Source organism: Micrococcus sp. iso_229, assembly GCF_058072725.1.
Window position 1 is genome coordinate 1,941,577 of sequence record NZ_CM176514.1, and the last position, 19,770, is coordinate 1,961,346.

Below are 19,770 nucleotides of genomic sequence, written 5' to 3' on the forward strand. Positions count from 1 at the left end.
ACACCAAGGATGTGCATGATGCGCACGGCTCTGAAACTTGCCTCCACCGCCCTCGCCGGGCTCGCTCTCGCCGGATCGTTGGCTGCGCCTGCCCAGGCCGTGTCCGCCTATCCCCACATGAACTACTCCGGCAATCCCCTCGGCGGCACCGACCGTTCGAACGTCGGCACCATGAACGATCAGATCTCCTCGATCCGCACCTATGGCAGTTACGTCAAGTTCTGGGAGGACAACGGCTATTCCGGCCGGAACTTCATCACTCGCATGGACCGGAACGATCTCCGCGACACGGCAACGAACCTCCACTGGGGTGAGACATGGAACGACCGGATCAGTAGCTGGGACACGTCCCCCTACCGGACCTACTGATCTGCTCCGTCGGCACCGTTCCGTCCCTCCGGACGGGACGGTGCCGGCTCGACACGAAGGTGCACCGCATGAAGAAGCTGATGGCCCTTGCGCCGATGATCGCAGCAACGCTCCTCGTCACGGGATGCAGCTCTGCCGATCCCGTCCCGGACACCGCGGCGAAGGCACAGCTCGACCGTGCCCGCGGACAGGTCGTGCTCCCGTTGGAGGAGTACCAGGCCACGGTCGACGAGCTCAATGTCACGCAACGCGCCAGCCAGAGCGTGCTCCGGGAGTGCCTCAACGGCCGCGGGCACGCGGGACTGGCCCCAGCGGCCGACTCGACCGGCCCCGGCCTGGACCGCCCCTACGGCCTGTGGCTGCCCGAGCAAGCCGCGCAGGAGGGGTTCATCCCCGCGGTCGATCAGTCGGCCCCTCCTCCCGGAGAGTGGAGTGATGAGTCCGATCCGTCCTTCAACGCGGCCTACGATGCGTGCCGAGGAGAGGTCGGTGCGCAGATGGACGCGGTGAGCATCCCAGAGGCGGCCCTCTCCGGAGGCCTGCCCGGTGAGCTCGCCACGAAGGCGTACAACTCCGCGTCCGCGACCGATGCGTGGAAGACAGCCCGCGAGGAATGGACGACCTGCCTCCGTGACCACGGCCTCACCCCGCGCGATGACGAGAGCGCCTGGACCAGTGCAGAAGCCCAACAGATCCTCGAGGCCAGCGAGGAGGGCTCGGCCGATCCGGCGCGCAAGAAGGAGGAGATCCGGATCGCGAGCATCGAGGCCGACTGCAACGAGAAGACGCAGCTGACCCAGCGTCTCGGGGACATCGAGGCGAGCTATCAGGCGCCCTTGATCAAGCAGAACGAGGCAGCACTCCAGGACGTCAAGGCCGAGACCGCGAAGCACGTCGACGCAGCCCGCGCCTACCTCGCGAGCCACCAGTGAGCCCGGCCGGGCCTCACCGGGCCGGGCGTCGCCTGGCCCGCCCCGGTCGTCTCGCCATCGTCGGCCTGCTCGTCCTGGCGCTCCTCGCCGCGTCGTTCGTGGCCGGCCGCTTCTTCCAGCCACCCCGGACGGCGGACCCCGCCGCGGTGTCCCAGCCGATCGACGTGTGGGCCGCCGTCGAGCAGCGCGTCGTGGACACGAGCGCCTCCTTCGCCGGGACCGTCGCCGCAGGGAAGACGCGCAGCGTGGCCGTCACGGCGGAGGGGCCGGCCGTCGTGCTGCGCCAGACCGTCAAACCTGGGCAGACGGTGCGGCCCGGTGACGTGGCCGGAGAGGTCTCCGGCGTCACCTACGTGTTCCTGCCGGAGCCTCTCGCCCTCTACCGGGACCTCACCGAGGGTGACACGGGCGAGGACGTGTCCTCCCTTCAGCGCGCGCTGGAGAAGGTGGGCCACACGGCCGGGAAGGACGGCGTCCTCGACGCCCGCACCGCGCGAGCTCTGCGCGAGCTCTTCCAGGAGGCCGGGGCCCCGTTGCCCCAGGACACCCCGGTCTCCGTCGGGTGGCGCCAGTTCATCCCGCTGGGCTCGGGCGGCGCGCAGGTGGTCTCCGCCGCCGGCTATGGCGCCACCCTCACGGACGACCAGCCGTTGCTGCGCCTGCAGACCAGCCCCCCGAGCGTGCAGTTCACCGCCGACGTCACGCAGGCCGCCGCGCTGCGCAAGGGCCAGCCCGTGCGGGTGGCCGCCGGGAGCGCCGCCCTCGAGGGCACGGTCGCCGCCATCGGCGACTTCCAGGCCGCCCAGGGTGAGGGCCGCGCCGGCCACACGATCACGGTCGCCCTCGGCGAGGGCGCGGAGGTGCCGCCGGTGGGCCAGTCCGTCTCCGTCAGCACCGCACCCGAGACGACGGCGGAGCCCGGCCTCGCCGTGCCCCTCACCGCCGTCCGCGGGATGGGCTCCGACGCCTACGTGATCCTCCGCGACGACGCCGCGACAGCCACGGGCTCCGGTGCCGGCGCCTCTGCCCGGCCCGACGAACGGCGCGTCCCCGTGACCGTCGGGGTCACGGGTGGCGGCTACGCGGCGGTCACCGGCGAGCTCGAGGCCGGCGACCGGGTGAAGGTCTCGTGAGCACGGTCCCGCACGCCGCGGTCGATCCGGGCCGTCGTTCCGACGCTCCCCCGGCCCTGCTCGAACTGCGCGGCGTGGGAAAGCATTTCGCCGGCGCGGACCGCCCTGCACTGGACGGGGCGGACCTCACGGTGCATGAGGGCGACTTCATCGCCATCGTGGGCCCCTCCGGTTCCGGCAAGTCCACCCTGCTGAACGTCCTCGGTCTGCTGGACCGCCCGGACGCCGGCGCCTACCTCGTGGACGGCAAGGACACCACGGCCATGGGCGAGGCCGAGCGGGACCGGCTACGCTCGCGCGTGTTCGGCTTCGTCTTCCAGTCCAGCCACGTGCTCGGGGACGAGGCCGTGAGCACCAACGCCGCCCTCGGCCTGCGCATCCAGCGCGTTCCGTGGGACGAACGGGACGTCCGGGCGGGCGAGGCCCTCGACCTCCTGGGCCTCGGCCACCGCCTGGGCACCCGCGCGAAGCTGCTCTCCGGCGGCGAGCGTCAGCGTCTGGCCATCGCCCGCGCCGTGGCGACCCGCCCGCGCGTCATCCTCGCGGACGAGCCCACCGGCAACCTGGACTCGGCGAACAGTCGCATCGTGATCGAGCACCTGCGCGAACTACACGCCCGCGGCACCACCGTCCTGCTCATCACCCACGACCCGGCGATCGCCGCCCAGGCCGACCGGCACGTGCGCATCGAGGACGGCGTGCTCACCGAATCGCGGTCCGCACCCACGCCCTCCGCCGCCGCGGGGCCAGGGTCACGGGGCGTCGCGGCGAAGGAGGCGCGGCCGCCGTCGCCGCCCGCGTCCGGTCACCGGGCCTCGGCCCTGCTGGACGACGCGGTCGACGCCCTCTCCTCGCTCTCCTCCCGCTTCCTACGCACGGTGCTGCTCATGGCCGCCTTCGCCGTGGGCATCGGCGGACTGGTCGCCTCCGTGGGCCTCTCTCAGACGGCCACGGCCCAGGTCAGCGCGCGGCTCACGGCCGCCGCGCTGGACGAGGTGGTGGTGAACCTCCCCGCCGACGACGGCCTGCTCGACCCCGACGACGATCGCCTCACCCGCTGGAGCACCGACCTGGCCGCGCTCCCCCACGTGCAGGCGGCCGGGCACCTGGCCGAGATCAGCCCGGCCGACGCGCGGATCACCCGGTCCGCCCCGGACGAGCCCGAGCCCGCGGCCGCGCTAACGCTGGCGTCGGCGTCGGCGTCCTACGCGGCCGCCGCGGACCTGCGCTTCCCCGCCGGGTCGGAGGCGGTCCTCGAGTCCGCCGCCGAGCGCGCCGCCTGGGTGACCCCCGACGCCGCCCGCGCCCTCCACCTGCCCGCGCCGGATTCAGGCGTCCTCTCCCCCGGATACCGGATCTGGGTGGAGGGGCAGTCCGTGCCCGTCCTCGGCCTGGTGCGGGTGTCCGAGCGGACGCCGCAGCTCGGCGCCGCCGTGTTCGTGACCCGACCCGTGATGGCCGGTGCCCGACAGCCCTCGCTCACGCTGACCGTCCGCACCGAGACCGGGTTCCCCTACCCGGTGTCGCAGGCGGCCCCGCTCGTGATCGACCCGGCCAACCCCGGCCGCGTAACAACGCGCACCGTCGCGGACCTGCGGAACCTGCGTGCCGGCGTCTCGGACGACCTCGGCGCGTTCGTGGGCGTCCTCTCCGCCGTCCTGCTGGCCCTCGCGGTGATCAGCGCGTCCACCGCAATGTACCTCTCCGTCCAGTCCCGTACCGCGGAGATCGCGCTGCGCAGAGCCATCGGCTCCGGGCGGGGGCTGATCGCGCGGCTGTTCCTGCTCGAGGGCGCCCTCATCGGCCTGGCCGGCGGGGCCGTGGGCGCGGCGGCCGGAACGGCCGCGGTCCTCGCCGTCGCCCACGCACGGGGCTGGGCCGCCGTCCTGCCGACCACCGCCGCGCCGCTGTCGCTCGCCCTCGGGCTGACGGCCGGCGTCGTGAGCGCCCTGTACCCGGCGTGGGTGGCCAGCCGGCAGCGCCCGGCGGACGCCCTGCGCGGCTGACCGCTCCGGCCCCCGACGCCGGGGTGCGAAACCCGGGTCCTGGGGCGTCCGCCCGGCTCGATAGACTGGCGCGCATGACCTCCGCCCCCGAGCCGACCCCCGATCAGCGCGCCTACACCGTCCGTCGCGCCCCGCGGCTGACCGCGGTGCTCGCGGTGGCGCTCGCGCTCGGCCTGCTGATCGCCCTCGTGATCACCACCGCGGTCCATGCCTCCCCCACCCCGCCCGCGGACCCGTACTCCGGCATCCCGCTCTCCTTCTCGGAGACGTTCGGCTTCGCGGCCCTGCTGAGCATGCTCGGCACGAGTGTGCTCGGACTGCTCGTATGGCTGCTGCTGGACCGCCGCTCCCGGTCGACCGCGCGCACCGTGGTCCTCGAGCGCACCGACGACCCGGCCGTGGCGGACGTCCGCCTGGACCGCGTGGACGCGGGTGCCCCGCCCGCCCGCACCACCCCCACCGAAAGGACCCCCGAGCAGTGATCGCACCGCGCACCCGACGAGGCGACGGCCGCCTGACCGCCGCCCTCGACCCCCAGGACCAGGGGCCGCAGGACGAATGCGGCGTGTTCGGCGTGTGGGCGCCGGGCGAGGAGGTCGCGAAGCTGGCCTACTACGGCCTGTACGCGCTCCAGCACCGCGGCCAGGAGTCCGCGGGCATCGCCGTCTCGGACGGCGGGCGCATCGCCGTCTACAAGGACATCGGCCTGGTCTCCCAGGTGTTCGACGAGGCCACGCTCACCGCGCTGAGCGGACACATCGCCGTCGGCCACTGCCGCTACTCCACCACCGGCGTGAACAAGTGGGCCAACGCCCAGCCCACCCTGGGCGCCACCGCCGACGACGGCACGGTCGCCCTGGCGCACAACGGCAACCTCGTGAACTCCGCCGAGCTGCTGCGCATGGTGCACGCCGCGGACGGCCGCCACACCCACGGTGAGATGAAGCAGGGCAACACCACGGACACCGCCCTGGTCACGGCCCTGTTGCACGGGGCCCCCGGGGACCGCCTCGAGGAGACCGCCCTCGAGCTGCTGCCGAAGATCCGCGGCGCCTACTGCTTCGTGTTCATGGACGAGCGCACCCTCTACGCCGCCCGCGACCCGCAGGGCGTGCGCCCACTCGTGCTCGGCCGCCTCGAGCGCGGCTGGGTGGTGGCCTCCGAGCAGTCGGCCCTCGCCACCGTCGGCGCCTCGTTCATCCGGGAGGTCGAGCCCGGCGAGATGATCGCGATCGACGACGAGGGCATCCGCTCCACCCGCTTCGCCGACTCGAAGCCGGCCGGCTGCGTGTTCGAGTACGTGTACCTGGCCCGGCCGGACGCCACGATCGCCGGGCGCTCCGTGTACGAGTCCCGCGTGGAGATGGGCCGCCGCCTCGCGCTCGAGCAGCCGGTCGAAGCCGACGTCGTGATCCCCGTGCCCGAGTCCGGCACGCCCGCCGCCGTGGGCTACGCGGACGCCTCGGGCCTGCCGTTCCGCCAGGGCTTCGTGAAGAACGCCTACGTGGGCCGCACCTTCATCCAGCCGTCCCAGACGCTGCGCCAGCTCGGCATCCGCCTCAAGCTCAACGTCCAGTCCACCGTGGTGGCCGGCAAGCGCGTCGTGGTGGTGGACGACTCGATCGTGCGCGGCAACACCCAGCGCGCCGTCGTGCGGATGCTCAAGGAGGCCGGCGCCGCCGAGGTGCACGTGAAGATCTCCTCCCCGCCCGTGAAGTGGCCCTGCTTCTACGGCATCGACTTCGCCACCCGCGCCGAGCTCATCGCCAACGGCGCCGCGGTGGACCAGATCGCCGCGTCCATCGGCGCCGACTCGCTGGCCTACATCAGCGAGGAGGGCATGATCGAGGCCACCGGGCAGCCGCGCGAGCGCCTGTGCACCGCCTGCTTCACCGGCGATTACCCGATCCCGCTGGCCGACGAGGGCGAGCGCGGCAAGGGCCTGCTGGAGCCGGTCGCCGTGTCGCCCGCGTCCACCGTGGTGCTGGACGAGGACGGCGCGACCACCACCGTGACCGCCACGGGCTGCGAGCCCGGCCCGGACGCCGACGACGAGAAGCTGCTCACCGAGACGGACAGGACCCCGCTGTGACCCCGAACCAGACCCCCTCCTCCGCCGCCCCGATCACCTACGCCTCGGCCGGCGTCGACGTGGAGGCCGGCGACCGCGCCGTCGAGCTGATGAAGGACGCCGTGAAGGCCACCCACAGCCCCGAGGTCCTGGGCGGCATCGGCGGCTTCGCCGGCATGTGGGACGCCTCCGCGCTGCTGCAGTACCGCAAGCCGCTGCTGACCACGTCCACGGACGGCGTCGGCACCAAGGTGGCGATCGCGCAGGCGATGGACAAGCACGACACCATCGGCCAGGACCTCGTGGGCATGGTCGTGGACGACATCGTGGTGGTCGGCGCCCAGCCCCTGTTCATGACCGACTACATCGCGTGCGGCAAGGTCGTGCCCGAGCGCATCGCGGACATCGTGCGCGGCGTGGCCGAGGGCTGCCGCCTGGCCGACACCGCGCTCGTGGGCGGCGAGACCGCCGAGCACCCGGGCCTGCTGGCCGTGGACGAGTACGACGTGGCGGGCGCGGCCACCGGCGTGGTCGAGGCGGACATGGTCCTGGGTGCGGAGCGGGTGCAGTCCGGCGACGTCGTGATCGGCATGGCCTCCTCCGGCATCCACTCGAACGGCTACTCGCTCGTGCGCCGCGTGGTGAACGCCGCGGGCTGGTCCCTGGACCGCGAGGTCACCGAGCTCGGCTGCACCCTCGGCGAGGAGCTGCTCGTGCCGACCCGCATCTACTCCCGCGCCTGCCTCGACCTGGTGCAGCGCCTCAACGGCCATGAGGGCGGCTCGGACCTGCCGGTGCGCGCGTTCAGCCACGTGACCGGCGGCGGCCTGGCCGCGAACCTGGCGCGCGTGCTCCCGCAGGGCCTCATGGCGACCGTCGAGCGCGACACCTGGTCCCTGCCGCCCGTGTTCCGCCTGGTGGGCGAGCTCGGCCGCGTTCCGCAGTCCGACCTCGAGCGCACCCTCAACCTCGGCGTGGGCATGGTGGCCGTGGTGGACCCGGAGGTGGCCGCGACGTCGATCTCCGTGCTCGTGGACGCCGGCATCGACGCGTGGGAGATGGGCACCATCGGCGCCCTCACCGACGACGCGGCGGCCGCGGGCCTGGACTTCGTGCAGGGCGCCAAGGGCGTCGACGGCGGCGCCGTGCTGATGCGCGGCCAGTACGCCGCCTGACCCCACGGGGCGTTTTCGTTCGGGAAACGGCGGGCACCGGGGCGTTTTCGTTCGGGAAACGGCGGGCACCGGGGCGTTTTCGTTCGGGAAACGGCGGTTCACGACGCGAAGATCCGCCCGCCGAGCCGAGCCCGGTGCGCCTGCACCTCGGCGACGACGCGCCGGAAGTCGTCCCGTGCGTCGTCCACCGTGACCCAGATCTGCGTCCAGCCCGCGCGCGCCCACCCCTCGTCCCGCCACGCGTCCACGGTGAGCTGTGCCGGGTCGAGGTGGTGGCCGCCGTCGTAGTGGACCACCAAGCGCCACTGCCGCCACCCCAGATCCGCGTCCGGCGACCGCGACCGGCCCGGGTGCAGCACCAGCTGGAGCTCCGGCTCGGGCAGGCCGGCGTGGGCGAGGGCCAGTCGCAGGGCTGTCTCCTGTGGGGAGTCCGCGCCCATCCGCACCAGCTCGAGGGCGGCACGGGCGGTGCGCACTCCCTTGAACCGCCCGGCACGCAGGAGCGCGGACCGCAGGGCCGCCGCCGTGGTCCGTGGTGAGCGGCGCCCCTCCGGCGACCACGGCCGATGGACGAGGGCGTCCCCGGCCGCCACGACGGGCTCGAGCATGCCTGAACGGACGAGTGCGGCCAGATCCGCCCAGGATCGCTCCAGGCTCGTCAGGCGGATCCCGTGGAGGACGGTCACATCCGCGGCTGGGACCAGGCGGGCATGCGAAGTGATCTCTGGGCGGACGCTCGCCCCGCGCGGGTGTGGCCGGGACACGTGCACGGTGCCGTCCTCCGCCAGGAACGGCGGCAGCGGCACGCGGTGCAGAAGCAACGCTGTGAGGTGGGAGGCCACTCCCCCGCTCGCCGCCACGATCGCGGCCGTCTCCTCCGGTGCGAAGGGAGCGGGGGCCTCGGCGTAGCCGAGCTCCGCCCACGAGCCGAGGTGGTCAGACCGGAGCCGATGGACCCCATGCGTCACGCGCCGCGCGTCACCGCCGCGGACCAGTCGCTCCGAGACCCCGGCCGCGCGCAGGTCGCCACGGGTGAACGGCCGGCCGGCCTCGACGATGTCCGACAAGGGCTGGGATGACGTGGCCATGCCCGTGACGATGGCTCAACCCGGCCGGCCCCGCCCGCTCAGGAGCAGCCACCGTGGACGACGACGTCGGCGGCGCCACCTGTGCAGGAGTCGTGCGTGGCCCCGGGCGCGGCGCCCGCCGTTTCCCGCACGAAAGCGCCCCGGCGCCCGCCGTTTCCCGCACGAAAACGTGGGCGGGGGGGATCAGAGGCGGGCGTCGAGCCAGGCCAGCGCGTCGGCGACCGGCGCGCGCCAGCGCCAGCGGGCTTTGGCGTCGGCGCGGGTGGGGCCGAGGTTGATCAGCCCCGTCTCATGCCCGGCCCGCTCGGCCCGCAGCACGAACCGGTAGCCGCTCATCACGGCCAGCGAGGTGCCGACGGCGAGCACCGCGCCGCCGTCGTCGGCCATCGCCTCCGCGGCCGCGCGCCGCGCCGCGGGCACGGACTCGCCGAAGTACACGACGTCCGGCTTGAGCTTCACGGAGCCGCACACCCGGCAGCCGACCATCCTGAACTCCTCCACCCAGTGCTGGTCGAGGGAGACGTCGCCGTCGGGGTTCACGGCGTCCGGGTCGATCGCCACCCGCTCGAGGTAGCCCGGATTGGCGGCCTCGAGCCGCAGGTCCAGGTCACGGCGGGACTCGGTGGCCCCGCAGTTCAGGCAGGCCACGCGCGCCAGGTCCCCGTGGAGCTCGATCAGCCGGTCCTCCGGCATGCCCGCCGCGCGTCCGGCCTCGGCGTGCAGCCCGTCCACGTTCTGGGTCAGGATGCCGGCGATCCGCCCCTCGGCCGCCCAGCGTGCGAGGATGCGGTGCGCCTCGTTCGGCCGGGCCTGGTCCATACGGCGCCAGCCCACGAACGAGCGCGCCCAGTAGCGGTGGCGGGCGGCGGGGTCGTCCCGGAACTCCTGGTACGTCATCGGCCGGTGGCGGTGCAGGGACCCGTTCGGCCCCCGGTAGTCCGGGATGCCGGAGTCCGTGGACACGCCGGCCCCGGTGATCACGAGCGGGCGGGACTCCTCCATCAGACGCAGCAGACCCCGAGACGCCGTCTCGGGGTCCTGCAGCGGTGCTGTCTCATCCACCACCCTGGCGATCGACCGCAGGGCGGCCTGATGCCCGTCCAGGGCCGGATGCCGTGCGGGCGTCATCGCGCCCGCGCGTCGTCGTCCTCGTCCTCCGCGTAGAGGTCCGCGTAGGGATCCTCGTACTCGGGCTCCTGGTCCGGCTCCGGGCTGGGCGTGCGCCCGCCCGTGAGCTCTCGCTCCAGTGCCGAGAGGTCTGTTCCGGGAGAGAAGTACTTCATCTCCCGTGCCTGCTTCGTGGCCTTAGCCTTCTGACGGCCGCGCCCCATGAGCGTGACCCCCTTCGCATCTCTCGCCGCCTCGGATCTGTGGCGCACAGGGGCCCGCCGAGGTACTCACTGGTCAATATGGTTCGTGCGGACAAGGATACATGACCGGCTGGACGGCCCGAGGACGACGACGGCCGACCCGGTCCGGCGGGGCGTGCGGCGGCGCCGGGTGCGGCGCGGGCGGCCGCAGCACGTGCGGCACCCGGCTGGACGGGCGTGACACACACCCTGCACGGTCGCTGGACGATGGGCTATGTTGCATACGTCACATCCACCCCCACGATGAGGATGCCCATGCGCCGCACCCCCACCCTGCTGGCCGCCGCCACCCTGGCCGCCACGCTGACCGCCGCCCCCGTCTCACTCGCCGCACCAGCGGCCCCGGCCGCCCCCGCGAAGGCCCCCGCGGCCACCACGCAGACCGCCGACCGCGGCCTGGGCCCCGGCCTGAACCGCGCCGGCGGCAACCCGAACTCCCCGGAGAAGCTGGTCCGGTCCATCTCCTCGAACCACCTGCGCCAGGACATCGCGGCGTTCGCGGCCATCGCGGACGAGCACGGCAACCGCGCCGCGGGCACGCCGGGCTTCCAGGCCTCCCTCGACTACGCCGTGGGCGAGCTCGAGGAGGCCGGCTACGACGTCGAGCTCCAGGAGTTCGAGATCACCTACACCGAGACCCTGCGGGACCGGCTCGCGCAGACCGGACCCGTCCAGCGTGACCTCGAGCACACCGTCTTCACGTCCTCGCCCTCGGCGCAGGTCACCGACGCCCCGCTCTCCGCCCCCTCCGGTGCTGCCACCGGCTGCGCCGACGCGGACTGGGCCGGCGCGGACCTGACCGGCAGCGTCGCCCTGGTCTCCCGGGGCGACTGCACCTTCGCCCAGAAGTCCCAGGTCGCGGCCGCCTCCGGCGCCGAGGCCGTCATCATCTACAACAACGCCGAGGGCGCACTGAACGGCACCCTGGGCGCCGAGCCGGGCGACGTCGTCGGGACCGTGGGCGTGACCCGCGAGCTGGGCGCCGACCTGCTGGCCCAGACCCGCGGCGGCGGCGCCACCGTCACCCTGGACCTCGAGCAGCTCGTGGAGCAGCGGCCCACCTGGAACGTGCTGGCGGAGACGCGCACGGGCAGCGACGACGACGTCGTGATGCTCGGCGCCCACCTGGACGGCGTGCCGGAGGGCCCGGGCATCCACGACAACGCCTCGGGCGTCGCGGCGACCCTCGAGGTCGCGCGCCAGGCCGCCAAGGCCAACAAGGCCGAGAGCAAGGTCCGCTTCGCCCTGTGGGGCGCCGAGGAGATCGGCCTGCTGGGCTCGCACCACTACGTGGACACCCTGACCGCCGCGGAGCGCGAGGACATCATCCTCTACACCAACCTGGACATGGTGGCCCCGCTGGACCACCAGAACACGCTCGGCGTGCTCACGGCCGACTGGTCGATCGGTGCTGAGTCCCTGCTCGGCGCGCAGCTCGACCGCGACGGCCACGCGCACCAGCCCGAGGGCAGCAACGGCCGCTCGGACTACGCGCCGTTCGTGGACGCGGGCATCGCCTCGACGGGCCTGCTGTCGATCCACGACGACAACTACCACACGCCCCAGGACGACATCGCCAACGTCTCCATCACCACGCTGACCCACACGGCCCGCGCGGTGGCCAACCTGATCGGCACCCTCCAGCAGGACGCCGACGCCCTCGGCACCCGCTGACCCGAGCGGCTCCGTCCGACCCGCAGATGCGGTCGGGGGCGGTTTCGGGTGGTATCCAGGCCGGATACCACCCGAAACCGCCCCCGACGCGTCTCCTGCAGGGCCGGCCGCGCTCAGATCCAGCCGGCCTCCCACGCGGCCCGTTCGGCCTCCTGGCGGGTCCGCACACCGAGCTTGCCGATCGCGTTCGAGATGTGGTTCCGCACGGTCCCCGGGGCCAGGTGCAGGGCGGCGGCGATGTCCTCCGCGCGGGCGGCGTCCCGCCCGACCCGCAGCACGTCCAGCTCGCGCTCGGTCAGGGGGCTGTGCTCGGCCGTCAGCGCAGAGGCGGCGATCTCGGGGTCCACGTAGCGCCGGCCCGCCACGACCTGCCGCAGGACGACGGCCAGCTCCTCGGCCGGCGTCGACTTCGGGACGAACCCGGACACCTGCTCCGCGAGCGCCCGGCGCAGCACGCCGGGGCGGGCGTGCCGGGTGAAGATGACGACCTTCGTGGGCACCGAGCGCAGGATCTGCCGGGCGGCCTCCACGCCGTCCAGCCCGGGCATCTCCAGGTCCAGCAGGCAGACGTCCGGGCGGTGCTCCTGCGCGGCGGCCACGGCGGCGATGCCGTCGGAGATGCCGGGCAGCACCTCCAGGTCCTCCTCCAGGGCGAGCAGCGCCTCCACAGCGCCACGGATGAGGACCTCGTCGTCGGCGACGAGCACGCGGATCCTCTCGGTCGGGGCACTCATGCGGTCTCCTTCTCGGTGCGGGGCACGGTCAGGGTCAGGGTGAACTCCCCGCCGGCCTGGGCGGCGGTCAGGGACCCGCCGGCGGCTTCGGCACGCTCGGCCAGGGCCGCCAGCCCGGTGCCGCCGGTGCCGGCGTCTGCCGTGGGAGCGCCGTCGTTGACGATGACCAGGCGCACGGCGTCCGGGCCGGCCGCGGTGAGCTCGATGCGGGCGTGGCCGGCCGAGGCGTGGCGCAGGATGTTCGTGGTGGCCTCGCGGACGGCCAGACCGACCAGGCGGCCGGCGGCCGTGCCGAGCGGGCCCAGGTGCGGGTCGGCGCCGACCTCGGTGGCGGTGCCGGCGGCGGTGAGCACCTCCTTCGCGTTGACAAGCTCGCGCTCGGCGGAGACCTCGCGGAGGTCGCGGACGAGAGCCCGGGTCTCGGCGAGCGCCTCCCGGGCCTGCTCACGCACCTCGTGCAGCGAGGCTTCGGCGTCCTCGGTCCGGCCCTTGGCCAGCAGGCGCTCGGCGAGCTCGGCCTTGAGTGCGATGACCTGCAGGTGGTGGCCCTGGACGTCGTGCAGGTCGGCGGCGAAGCGCAGCCGCTCGCGGGTGACGGCGAGGTCCGCGGCCTGCCGCCGGGCGTTGTCGAGGCGCTGCATCAGCCTCCAGAACCAGACCGTGGGGACGATCATGCAGGCGGTGATCACGGACCAGACGAGGAAGCCGACGGCCGTGTCGGCGGGCCCCGCAGGATCCTGGAGGACCGCCGCCGCCCCGAGGACGAGTGAGGCCGCCACGCCGCCCCAGAGGACGGGACGTCGCCGGCACGGGTGCATCAGCAGGGCGAGGACGAGGGAAGACAGCCAGAGGGGCAGGGCCCACCACGTGCCCGTCTCCGTGAGCCCCAGCGCCGGAAAGACGGCACCGGCGAGCGCGAGCGGGACGGTGGGGCCGAACAGCCAGGCCAGGTCATGCCGGCCGAACACCGGCCCCTCCGTCTCCTCGGGCGGCGGGGCCTGGAAGTGGCGGGCGACATGCAGCTGGCCGACGACTCCGAGGACGTGGAGCAGGAGCAGGAGCGCCAGTGCGACGACCTGCTCGGTGCGGCCGGCCTCCAGGTGCTCCCGCAGGTGGGACAGCGGGCCGAACGCGGAGAACCCGGCGATCACCAGGACGCAGAGCAGGAGGCCGGTCCAGGTGTACCACCACGCGCCGGTGAGGTCGTCGGAGTAGGGGCCGGGCCCGGTGGGCCCGGCCGACCCCATGCCCGCGGGGCTGGCCGTGGGCAGGGAGCCGGTCGGACGGCGCCCCGGTGCGACGGCCGGCGGGGCCGGGCGGCCGTCGTCGTGGTTCCCCTCGATCCTCATGGGCCTCACCCTACGGGCGTGACAACTGTCATGGCCCGCCGTGTGGAATTGCCCGGGCGGAGGTGACCGCACGGCACTTCTGCGAACCGGCGGCGGCCGGAAGGCTGGAGTCAGAGCTCGGGAGCCCGACCGGATCCCGGACGACGACACCGGGGAACACGACGGTTGCCCGAACGAGAGCGCTGGAGAGGATCGTGGTCACGATGGACCTGATGAACACCGCACGCGAGTTCGTGATGGGGCTGCCCGACGGCCTGCAGGGCCTCGGCGTCTTCCTCGTCTCCTTCATCCCGTTCGTGGAGGGCGAGGGCGCCGGGCTGATCGGCGTCGTCGTCGGGGTGCACCCGTGGGTGGCCATCCCCGCCGCCGTGCTGGGCAACCTCCTCGCCGTCGCGCTCCTGGTCTACGCGGCCCACGGCGTGCGCTCCGCCGTCACGGCGCGCCGTGGGATGGCCGCCGACGCCGCGGTTCCGGCGACCGGCCACGGCACCCCGATGGCCGAACGCCACGTCCACCTGCACCGCCGCTTCGAGGCGTGGGGCGTGCCCGGACTGAGCCTGCTCGGCCCCTGGTTCTTCATCCCCGGGCACGTCGCGGCCCCGGCCATGGTGTCCTTCGGGGCGAACCGGCACCGCGTGATGGCATGGCAGGCCGTCGCCATCGTCCTCTACACGGCGCTGACGGCGTGCGTGGCCTTCGGCCTCGTGAGCTGGAGCGGCGTGCGGGAGGCGATGCCGGGCACCTTCTGAACCTCGCCCGTGGACGGACCGAGGGCCGTGCCCGCCCCCGAGCACGGGGGTGGGCACGGCCCTCGGTCCGTCGGTCCCGGCGTCAGCCCTTGCGGGTCACGGTGAGGCCGTTCTCGCCCTCGACGCGGTCCACGACCACGGTGTCCCCGTCCGCGATCTCCCCGGCGAGGATGCCGCGGGCCAGGCGGTCGCCGATCTCGCGCTGCACCAGGCGGCGCAGGGGCCGGGCGCCGTAGGCCGGGTCGAACCCGGTCTCGGCGAGCCACGCCTTGGCGGCGTCGGACACCTCGAGGGTGAGGCGGCGGTCCGTCAGGCGCGCCTGCAGGGACTCGACCTGCAGGTCCACGATCCGCGTCAGCTCGTCCACGGTGAGCGCGTCGAACTGCACGATCTCGTCCAGGCGGTTGAGGAACTCGGGCTTGAACGCCGCGCGCACCACGGACATCACGGACTCGCGCTTGGCGGCCTCGTCCAGGGTCGGGTCCACGAGGAACTGCGAGCCCAGGTTCGAGGTGAGGATCAGGATCACGTTGCGGAAGTCCACGGTGCGGCCCTGGCCGTCGGTGAGGCGGCCGTCGTCGAGCACCTGGAGCAGGATGTCGAAGACCTCGGGATGGGCCTTCTCCACCTCGTCCAGCAGCACCACCGAGTAGGGGCGACGCCGCACGGCCTCCGTGAGCTGGCCGCCCTCGTCGTAGCCGACGTAGCCCGGAGGGGCGCCGACCAGGCGGGAGACGGAGTGCTTCTCCGCGTACTCGGACATGTCGATCCGCACCATGGCGCGCTCGTCGTCGAAGAGGAACTCCGCGAGCGCCTTGGCGAGCTCGGTCTTGCCCACGCCCGTGGGGCCCAGGAACAGGAACGAGCCGGTGGGCCGGTTCGGGTCCGCGATGCCGGCCCGCGAGCGGCGCACCGCGTCCGCGACGGCGACGACGGCGTCCCGCTGCCCGATCAGCCGCTCGCCGAGGTGCTCCTCCATGGTGAGCAGCTTCTCGGACTCGGCGGTGAGCATGCGGCCGGCGGGGATGCCGGTCCACGCGGAGACCACCTCGGCGATGTCGTCCGCCGTGACCTCCTCGGAGACCATCGGCTCGGTGGTCGAGCGGTCGGCCTCGCGGGCGGCGCGGTCCGCCTCCTCGAGCTGCTTCTCCAGCGCGGGGATCTCGCCGTACAGCAGGCGGGAGGCCTCGGCGAGGTCGCCGTCGCGCTGGGCCTTCTCGGCCAGCGAGCGCAGCTCGTCCACCTTGGCGCGCAGGTCACCGGCCTCGTTGAGGGTCGCCTTCTCCGCGTCCCAGCGGGCGGTGAGGGCGGTGAGCTCCTCCTCGCGGTCCGCCTTCTCGGCGCGCAGGGCCTCGAGCCGCTCGACGGATGCCGGGTCCGTCTCGCCCTCGAGGGCGAGCTCCTCCATGGTCAGGCGGTCCACCTGGCGGCGCAGGACGTCGATCTCCTCCGGGGCGGAGTCGATCTCCATGCGCAGGCGCGAGGCGGCCTCGTCCACGAGGTCGATGGCCTTGTCGGGCAGCTGGCGGCCGGTGATGTACCGGTGGGACAGCGTGGCCGCGGCCACGAGCGCGGAGTCGGCGATGGCCACCTTGTGGTGGGCCTCGTAGCGCTCCTTGAGCCCGCGCAGGATGGCGATCGTGTCGTCCACGCTGGGCTCGCCCACGTAGACCTGCTGGAAGCGGCGCTCCAGGGCGGGGTCCTTCTCGATGTTCTCGCGGTACTCGTCCAGGGTGGTCGCGCCGATCAGGCGCAGCTCGCCGCGGGCCAGCATGGGCTTGAGCATGTTGCCCGCGTCCATGGCGCCCTCGGACGCGCCCGCGCCCACGACGGTGTGGATCTCGTCGATGAACGTGACGACCTGACCCTCGGCGGCCTTGATCTCCTCGAGGACGGCCTTCAGGCGCTCCTCGAACTCGCCGCGGTACTTGGCGCCGGCGACCATGGCACCCAGGTCCAGGCTGATCAGCGTCTTGCCGCGCAGGGACTCGGGGACGTCCCCGGCCACCATCCGCTGGGCCAGGCCCTCGACGACGGCGGTCTTGCCGACGCCGGGCTCGCCGATGAGCACGGGGTTGTTCTTGGTGCGGCGCGAGAGCACCTGCACCACGCGGCGGATCTCGGCGTCGCGGCCGATCACCGGGTCGAGCTTGCCGGAGCGGGCGACCTCGGTGAGGTCCGTGCCGTACTTCTCCAGGGACTGGAAGGTGTTCTCCGGGTCCTGGGTGGTGACGCGCGAGTCGCCGCGCACCTGGGTCAGGGCGGCGGCGAGCGCCTCGAGGCTCGCCCCGTTCGAGCGCAGTGCCTCACCGGCATCGCCCGGATCCGCGGCCACGCCGAGCAGCAGGTGCTCGGTGGAGACGAACTGGTCCGAGCGCTGCTCGGCCTGGGTGCGCGCGTTCTGCACGACCTGCAGGGCGGCGCGCGAGAGCTGCGCCTGGGCCACCGTGCTGCCCTGGGTGGAGGGCAGGCGCCGGATGGCCGAGGAGGCCGCCGTGGAGACGGCGTCGGGGTCGGCCCCGGCGGCCTTGAGGACGGCCACGGCGACGGACTCCCGCTGGTCCATCAGGGCCTTCAGCAGGTGGGCCGGCTCGATCTGGGGGTTGCCGGCGGTGGAGGCGTTCATGGCCGCGGCCGAGAGCGCCTCCTGGCTCTTGGTGGTGAACTTGGCATCCATGTGCGCCTCGCTCCTTCTCTCCCCCGTGTCCCGGGGGTGTCGGACAACCGTCGACGGCGGGCCGTTCCCACCGCCGAGACAAAGTTGAGTCTATGTAGCTCAACCCCCCTCGTGCCAGGGCTATTCCCCCGCGCGCCGGTACGTTGGTGCCATGGCCGGCTCCACAGCAGCGCCCCGGCGCCTCCGCACGTACACCCGACCGCGGGTGTCCCTGCTGTACGTCCTGCGCCGCACCCTGCACCGGCTCTTCGAGCTGCAGGTCTGGGACGTGGCCGCCGCCATGACCTTCTTCGGGGCGCTGTCCCTGCTGCCCACCGTCATCGCCCTGCTCTCCGTGGTCTCGCTGCTGGGCGTCGAGGAGGAGACCGTGGACGCCGCGGCCCACCTGGCCGCCGAGATCTGGCCGTCGCTGACGCCCGACGTCGTCCGCGAGTGGATCCTGACCCTCGGCTCGGCCGGGCCCGGCACCGGCGCCGTCGTCCTGGGGGCCGTCGGCACCGTGGTGTCCGCCTCGGGCGCCGTCGGCGCGTTCCACCGGGCCATGCACCGCATCCACGACACCCGCGAGGGCCGGCCCTTCCTCCACTTCCGCCTCGTGGTCTTCGTCGAGACGCTCGCCCTCATGCTCGGCGCCGTGCTGATCACGATCCTGGTGGTCGTCGGCGGGGACCTCTCCCAGCGCCTCGGCCAGGCCGTCGGCCTGCCGGAGGAGACGGTCCAGACGTGGAACGTGGTGAAGTGGCCGGTCATCCTCGTGGTGATCGCCCTCATCGTGACCCTCGCCTACCGCCTGGGTCCCAACGTCCGGCAGCCCCGTTACCGCCCGCTCTCGCTCGGCGCCGTGGCCGTGGTGGTCCTGCTCTTCGGCGCCACCGTGGCCCTGGGCTGGATCACGGACCGGTTCGGCCAGTTCGCCGTGGTCGGGCGGATCAACTCCGCGATCGGCGTGCTCGCCCTCGCGTGGGTGGCGTGCATCGTGCTGTTGGCCGGGGCCGCCTTCGACGCGGAGGTGCTGCGTGCCCGCCAGCTGGCCGTCGGCATCGACGCCTCCGTCGAGATCCAGCTGGCGACGCGGCACACCGCGGTGCTCGAGGACTCCGAACGGTACGAGGCCCGCAACCGCCGCCTGGCCCGGCTCGTGGCCGACGCCGTACGCGCCGGCGAGAGCCTCACGATCGAGGCCACACCCCTGCTCTCCGAGGAGGGGCGCCTCCTCGCGGTCGAGTCGGGGCAGCGGGGCCCGGAGGACGTCAGCTCGGGCAGCCCGTTCCACGCGGATCCGGTGTCCGACGACGGCGCCCGCCTCGAGCCGACGCCCCGGCCCGACGACTGACGGGTCAGCGCTCCCGCTTCTCGAACGCCTCGACCTGGGCACGCAGCGTCTCGGCCGCGATCTCCTCGTCGAGGCCCACCATGCCGAGGTACACGAGCTCGTCCCCGTCCGTGACGCCTCCGACGGTCATGGTGAACACGGGTGTGTCCATGCCCGAGTTCCCCAGGGAGATGTGGACCGCGTCCGGCACGCCGGGCACCGTCGTGAAGGCCGCCTCGACGCCGTTCGGGTCGCCGAACGTGCCGCACGTGTCGGCCAGCTCGCCGAAGGGCTCCAGCAGATCGGTGCCGTCCTCGGTGACCGCGACCATGCCGAACGCCCCGGCCTGGGAACCGGCCAGGCCGGTGACCGCGGCCGGGTCCACCTCGTATTGGGCCAGCGCACCGCCGAGCCCGGGCGCCTGCTGCGTGTTGATCTGCTCGATGAGGTCCGCGCAGGCGCCCGTGGGGGTGACGCCCGTCAGGCTCAGACTCGTGCTGATCGGCTCACCCCCGCCGCCGACCTGGGTCTCCATGTCCATGAACACGCCGTCGGGCGCGGTCTGAGGCGTGAGCAGGACGTCCTCGAGCGCCTCCACGCGCTCCTCCTGCTCGTCCGTGAGGTCCGAGCCGGCCCCCATCGAGGCGGACTCCGACGCGTCGGCCGACGCGGACGCCGCCACCGAGGACGCGGCGGAGGACGAGGCCGTGGACACCGCCGTCGAGGGAGCCGCGGAGGACGACGTGGACGCGTCCTGCGTGGGGCTCGCGGTCGCGCTGACGGTCGCCGGGGAGGCCGACGACGCGTCGGAGGAGGGAGAGGAGGACGAGGCCTCGCCGCCTCTCCCACCGCAGCCGACGAGCGCGAGGGCGCCCACGGCGAGCAGGGACAGGGGGGCGGCGGTGCGGAGCATGACAGACCTCTCAGACCGGGTGACGACGATGTGACCAGTCTGACAATCCCCACAGCGCACGGCCAGTCTTCCTCTGCCGAGGCGGGCCGCGGCAGGGCCACCGGTCGATCGGCTCGCTCCGCGGGGACGAGTCGTCTCCCGGCGCCCGCCACGGCGCCCGACGCACTACGATGACCACCAATCACGGTGGAACACGTCACTCTGCCGGCTCCCTCCGA

Annotated in this window: 17 protein-coding genes; 10 read left to right on the top strand and 7 right to left on the bottom strand. The window is 73.5% G+C overall.

Translation table 11 applies throughout. The features are described from left to right. Positions 1-15: 15 nt before the first annotated feature. From AC3RKA_RS08985 to purM, 7 genes are all read left to right on the top strand, one after another. Positions 16-369 carry a peptidase inhibitor family I36 protein gene (locus AC3RKA_RS08985; RefSeq protein ID WP_489727137.1) on the top strand — a complete coding sequence of 118 codons (354 nt, stop codon included), beginning with the start codon at positions 16-18 and terminating at the stop codon, positions 367-369. Positions 370-437: 68 nt separating this feature from the next. Next, positions 438-1,301 (top strand): hypothetical protein, encoded by an 864-nt coding sequence (locus tag AC3RKA_RS08990; protein WP_002853991.1) that lies wholly within the window; start codon positions 438-440, stop codon positions 1,299-1,301. Further along, positions 1,298-2,434 (top strand): efflux RND transporter periplasmic adaptor subunit, encoded by a 1,137-nt coding sequence (locus AC3RKA_RS08995; protein WP_002853990.1) that lies wholly within the window; start codon positions 1,298-1,300, stop codon positions 2,432-2,434. Before AC3RKA_RS08990 ends, AC3RKA_RS08995 begins: the two co-directional genes overlap by 4 nt. Continuing rightward, on the top strand, positions 2,431-4,440 hold the full coding sequence (locus AC3RKA_RS09000; protein ID WP_002853987.1) for an ABC transporter ATP-binding protein/permease: 2,010 nt from the start codon (positions 2,431-2,433) through the stop codon (positions 4,438-4,440). Before AC3RKA_RS08995 ends, AC3RKA_RS09000 begins: the two co-directional genes overlap by 4 nt. A 74-nt stretch (positions 4,441-4,514) precedes the next feature. Then, positions 4,515-4,922 carry a hypothetical protein gene (locus AC3RKA_RS09005; protein ID WP_002853986.1) on the top strand — a complete coding sequence of 136 codons (408 nt, stop codon included), beginning with the start codon at positions 4,515-4,517 and terminating at the stop codon, positions 4,920-4,922. Beyond that, positions 4,919-6,532: an amidophosphoribosyltransferase gene (gene purF / locus AC3RKA_RS09010; protein ID WP_489727138.1), complete on the top strand. Its 1,614-nt coding sequence runs from the start codon at positions 4,919-4,921 to the stop codon at positions 6,530-6,532. The genes AC3RKA_RS09005 and purF overlap by 4 nt, the downstream gene beginning before the upstream one ends. Continuing rightward, a complete protein-coding gene (gene purM / locus AC3RKA_RS09015) occupies positions 6,529-7,686 on the top strand; it encodes a phosphoribosylformylglycinamidine cyclo-ligase (RefSeq protein ID WP_049159556.1) in 1,158 nt (385 codons plus the stop codon). The genes purF and purM overlap by 4 nt, the downstream gene beginning before the upstream one ends. Positions 7,687-7,784: 98 nt before the next feature. Here purM and AC3RKA_RS09020 read toward each other — a convergent pair whose 3' ends face one another. The 3 genes from AC3RKA_RS09020 to AC3RKA_RS09030 all read right to left on the bottom strand — a co-directional run bounded on the left by AC3RKA_RS09020 (position 7,785) and on the right by AC3RKA_RS09030 (position 10,105). Further along, complete coding sequence (locus AC3RKA_RS09020; RefSeq protein ID WP_489727139.1) at positions 7,785-8,774, bottom strand: hypothetical protein; 990 nt, start codon at positions 8,772-8,774, stop codon at positions 7,785-7,787. Between the two features lie 183 nt (positions 8,775-8,957). Beyond that, a complete protein-coding gene (locus AC3RKA_RS09025) occupies positions 8,958-9,902 on the bottom strand; it encodes a Sir2 family NAD-dependent protein deacetylase (RefSeq protein ID WP_060775372.1) in 945 nt (314 codons plus the stop codon). Then, the gene (locus AC3RKA_RS09030) at positions 9,899-10,105 is read right to left on the bottom strand and encodes a DUF3073 domain-containing protein (protein WP_002853979.1); all 207 of its coding nucleotides are present in this window, start codon (positions 10,103-10,105) and stop codon (positions 9,899-9,901) included. Before AC3RKA_RS09030 ends, AC3RKA_RS09025 begins: the two co-directional genes overlap by 4 nt. A 294-nt stretch (positions 10,106-10,399) precedes the next feature. On the opposite strand from AC3RKA_RS09030, the gene AC3RKA_RS09035 reads away from it, so the two are divergent. Further along, positions 10,400-11,818: a M20/M25/M40 family metallo-hydrolase gene (locus tag AC3RKA_RS09035; protein WP_489727140.1), complete on the top strand. Its 1,419-nt coding sequence runs from the start codon at positions 10,400-10,402 to the stop codon at positions 11,816-11,818. A 113-nt stretch (positions 11,819-11,931) separates the two neighbouring features. Here AC3RKA_RS09035 and AC3RKA_RS09040 read toward each other — a convergent pair whose 3' ends face one another. Continuing rightward, a complete protein-coding gene (locus AC3RKA_RS09040; protein WP_363739942.1) occupies positions 11,932-12,552 on the bottom strand; it encodes a response regulator in 621 nt (206 codons plus the stop codon). Further along, positions 12,549-13,901, bottom strand: coding sequence for a sensor histidine kinase (locus AC3RKA_RS09045; RefSeq protein WP_489727141.1), 1,353 nt, complete (start codon positions 13,899-13,901; stop codon positions 12,549-12,551). The genes AC3RKA_RS09040 and AC3RKA_RS09045 overlap by 4 nt, the downstream gene beginning before the upstream one ends. 212 nt (positions 13,902-14,113) lie before the next feature. Between AC3RKA_RS09045 and AC3RKA_RS09050 the strand changes: the two genes are divergently transcribed. Continuing rightward, a complete protein-coding gene (locus tag AC3RKA_RS09050) occupies positions 14,114-14,650 on the top strand; it encodes a hypothetical protein (RefSeq protein ID WP_489727142.1) in 537 nt (178 codons plus the stop codon). An 82-nt stretch (positions 14,651-14,732) separates the two neighbouring features. Here AC3RKA_RS09050 and clpB read toward each other — a convergent pair whose 3' ends face one another. After that, positions 14,733-17,327: an ATP-dependent chaperone ClpB gene (gene clpB, locus AC3RKA_RS09055; RefSeq protein ID WP_002853975.1), complete on the bottom strand. Its 2,595-nt coding sequence runs from the start codon at positions 17,325-17,327 to the stop codon at positions 14,733-14,735. Between the two features lie 151 nt (positions 17,328-17,478). Here clpB and AC3RKA_RS09060 point away from each other — a divergent pair, with 151 nt between their 5' ends. Continuing rightward, positions 17,479-18,660 carry a YihY/virulence factor BrkB family protein gene (locus AC3RKA_RS09060; RefSeq protein WP_036334112.1) on the top strand — a complete coding sequence of 394 codons (1,182 nt, stop codon included), beginning with the start codon at positions 17,479-17,481 and terminating at the stop codon, positions 18,658-18,660. Positions 18,661-18,664: 4 nt separating this feature from the next. On the opposite strand, the gene AC3RKA_RS09065 is transcribed toward AC3RKA_RS09060, so the two are convergent. After that, positions 18,665-19,552, bottom strand: a complete 888-nt coding sequence (locus AC3RKA_RS09065; RefSeq protein ID WP_241179199.1) for a hypothetical protein — start codon at positions 19,550-19,552, stop codon at positions 18,665-18,667. Positions 19,553-19,770 lie beyond the last annotated feature (218 nt).